This window comes from Pseudomonas sp. BF-B-30, from assembly GCF_019956305.1.
Lineage (GTDB): Bacteria > Pseudomonadota > Gammaproteobacteria > Pseudomonadales > Pseudomonadaceae > Aquipseudomonas > Aquipseudomonas jessenii.
This window is the reverse complement of sequence record NZ_JAHBDG010000071.1, coordinates 1-3,123: the sequence shown is the minus strand read 5'-3', so window position 1 is coordinate 3,123 and position 3,123 is coordinate 1. Positions and strand designations below refer to the sequence as shown.

Here is a 3,123-nt window from a genome sequence, read left to right as displayed (position 1 = left end):
TACGGCTGGGCCCCGAACAATGGGCTGGGCTTGCCGTTGGTGGGGATTTTGAAGGATGTCTGCAGGGCTGGCGGCAGCACGTTGTCGGTCGTTGGCGTGGTGCGGGTGCCGTACACACCATTGGGCAGGGCGTAGGAGCCCTGGTTGGTGGGAGGCATGGTTTCTATGGCATCCAGCGCGGCTTGGGGGTCGGCCGGCGGGTTGGTATACGCCGACGGATCTGTTGGCGGCGGCGGGCTGACATCGTCAAGCGGTGCTGCGTTGACGATGCCGAGGCTGACGTTGATCAGCATCACAGCGGCGATGCCCGGTTTGCTGAAAAAGCCGAGCGATTTGAGGTCAGTTTTGTTTTTCATCTTTTTTCCTCGGGACGCGTCGGTGTGGCTGACGTTCGCAAAACGCTGGACGCAATAGGTGTGCCAGTCGCGGGGAAATTTGGGGGAAACAAAAAACTGTTTGATATCAAAAGGCTGGCGGTTTGGGTTTTGGTCCTGATGGCGCAGTAGGTGGGAATCCTCAACGTTGGGGGCTTTCACCCACCCGTTCTCCCCCGTTCATACCCGAGGTCGGTGTAGTGGTAACCGCTTTCGCGAGCAGGCGAGCTCCCACAGCAGATTGAGGTGTGGGCAATACCGCTGTCCCCTGAAGGAGCAGGCCTGATCGCGAAGAGGCAAGTTCATCCAGCACAATGTGTGCCGGACTCACTGTTGTCGGCCTTGAAAATGATGCGCATGGTTCAAGGAGGGTGGATGTCTGTCCATCACCTTCGGACCGGACGTGCCGGGCGCGCTATGATAGGCGGCCCTTGCCTCCCGGAGCCTGTCACCGCAATGCCCCTGATCAGCCATTTCAAAACCCCGTGCCCCGAGCACATCAATAGCCAGATCCTGCAGATGGTGGTCGACAACCTGACCGACATCAGCATGGTCGCGATCCCGCCCAGCAACCTGCTGTACAACCTCTATCAATACGCGATCGGCTATGAGGTGCACCTGTATCTGGAAGCGCTGAACGGTGAAAAAGGCATTGCCGTGGAGTTGATCGTCGCCACGGACGAAGACGACCCGCAAAAGGTAACGGGCTTTGTGCTGTACCTGCCGGTGCAGGACGACCCCGAGGCCTGCGGCGTGGCGTACATGGCAGTGCAGGCCGAGTATCGGCGCCAGGGCGTGGCCCGGCGGATGCTGCGGGAAATGGTCGGTCGCTACCCCCATGCCGAGCTGACCTGCGCGGTGGCCAAGGTGCCGTATTTCGAGGCGATGGGCTTTGGGGTGGTGGGCGTGCGTGCGACCCAGGTGTTGATGAACACTCGCGACCACGCTACCGCTGGCTTGATGGCGCTGCTGGATGTGGCGTCGATCTACAGCTCGCTGGAAGTGCGGCAGATTCATACCTACCTGCTGCAAAAGCATGGCAAGCGGGCCATGACCGACGCGGAAAAACAGCGCGACCGGCATCTGGACCAGTTGACGCGCAAGGCTCAGGCGTTTGTGCGGGGGCGGTTGGGTGACGATGCGGTGCCGGCCGCTGGCCCTCGATTGCGCCTGGTCTGATCGCACTCTCCTGAACCCCCACAAATCCCCCTGTGGGAGCAAGCTTGCTCGCGATGAGGCCGGGTCAGTCGATATTTACTGTGGCTGATACACCGCTATCGCGAGCAAGCTCGCTCCCACAATGAACAGTGTTGGTTTTCAGAGGTAAAAAAAGAGCCTCAAAGCTCTTGATGGGGAGGAAGTGGAGCCGTGAGGCTCAAGATGCGCATGAAACAAGTGGTGAGCTTGGTAGGGGTTCAGTTCACTCACCACCTACGCAGCGGCTTGCGCAAGCAAGCGGCTGCGTAAGTTCATCCTAAAAAGACCGAGTGTTTCACTCAAGTACCGCTAGTCGCATCCCCCGGCCAGCCGGCGCGGCGCAACGCCTTGAGCAAGGTTTCGGCATCCAGCCCCGGCACCCCATGCCCGTTGCCTTCGGCGGTGTCGGCGGCGAGCAGGGCATTGATGATGGCTTCTTCCACGGCTTCGGTGGCGGCCAGGAACAGCTCGCTGATGTGGTCGTTGTTGACCATGCTCAGATTGTGGGTGGTCGGTGCTTTCTTGCTCTCGTAGGCAGCCGGTGGCACGTGATCGTTACCGGTGGCGAAGGCTATGAAGATGTCGCCGCTGTGGTCTTCATTGCCGCCGCCGGTGCGGGCCAGGCCGAGGCTGGCGCGCTGGGCCAGGCGTGTGCACTGGTGCGGCAGCAACGGCGCATCGGTGGCCAGGCAGACCACGATCGAACCCATGCCCGGATGGGGCAACGAGGCCTTGAGGAACGGCGAATCGACCTGTTCCATGTAGCGCCCGACCGGGTAGCCATCGACGCGCAACTCATTGCGAATGCCGTGGTTGGCCTGGACAATCGCCCCCACCGTCCAGCCACCCTGGGCACTGTTCAAGCGGCGCGACGCGGTGCCGATGCCGCCTTTGAATTCGTGGCAGATCATGCCGCTGCCACCGCCGACATTGCCTTCGGCCACCGGGCCGCCCGCCGCCGAAAGCACAGCCTGTGCCACGTGTTCAGGTTTCACGTGAAAACCGTTGATGTCGTTGAGCAGGCCGTCGAAGGTCTCCAGCACCACTGGCATATTCCAGTAGAGGCGCCCGTCATCCGGCTGCTGCTCGCGGTCGAGCACGATCAGCGCGTCGCGCACCACGCCCAGGCTGTGGGTGTTGGTGAAGGCGATGGGGCTGGTCAGCAAGCCTGCCTCGCGTATCCACTCCAGCCCCGTGGCATCGCCGTTGCCGTTGAGCACATGCACGCCGGCAAAGCAGGGTTGCTGACTGGTGGAACCGGCGCGCGGTTCGATGACGGTGACGCCAGTGAGGATGTCGCGGCCATTGGCCGTGCGACCTCGTACGTCGCTGTGGCCGACCCGTACGCCGGGGACGTCGGTGATGGCATTGAGCGGGCCGGGTTGCAGTTGGCCGATCGGGATGTTCAGGTCGCGGGCGCGTGGTTTCATGGTTTTTCTCATCTTCGATTCGTGGCAGAAAAAATTGGTGGGGCACTGCAGTTTCTTGTGGGAGCGGGCTTGCTCGCGAAAGCGGTGTGCCAGCCAACATTATTGGCGACTGATACGACGCT

The 3,123-nt window shown here is 61.6% G+C and carries 2 protein-coding genes and 1 pseudogene; 1 reads left to right on the top strand and 2 read right to left on the bottom strand.

All coding sequences use genetic code 11. The features are described 5' to 3' along the window. Nucleotides 1-536, bottom strand: a pseudogene (locus KGB29_RS25860) (hypothetical protein); the annotation flags it as partial. A 294-nt stretch (nt 537-830) separates the two neighbouring features. On the opposite strand from KGB29_RS25860, the gene KGB29_RS25855 reads away from it, so the two are divergent. After that, a complete protein-coding gene (locus KGB29_RS25855; protein WP_150815266.1) occupies nt 831-1,553 on the top strand; it encodes a GNAT family N-acetyltransferase in 723 nt (240 codons plus the stop codon). A 317-nt stretch (nt 1,554-1,870) separates the two neighbouring features. Here KGB29_RS25855 and KGB29_RS25850 read toward each other — a convergent pair whose 3' ends face one another. Beyond that, nucleotides 1,871-3,001 carry a P1 family peptidase gene (locus KGB29_RS25850; RefSeq protein WP_150815267.1) on the bottom strand — a complete coding sequence of 377 codons (1,131 nt, stop codon included), beginning with the start codon at nt 2,999-3,001 and terminating at the stop codon, nt 1,871-1,873. Between the last annotated feature and the right edge of the window lie 122 nt (nt 3,002-3,123).

What these genes read in the sequence shown, in the direction of transcription:
- KGB29_RS25855 (WP_150815266.1), top strand. Translation starts at nt 831, where the DNA reads ATGCCCCTGATCAGCCATTTCAAAACCCCGTGCCCCGAGCACATCAAT.
- KGB29_RS25850 (WP_150815267.1), bottom strand. Translation starts at nt 3,001, where the DNA reads ATGAAACCACGCGCCCGCGACCTGAACATCCCGATCGGCCAACTGCAA.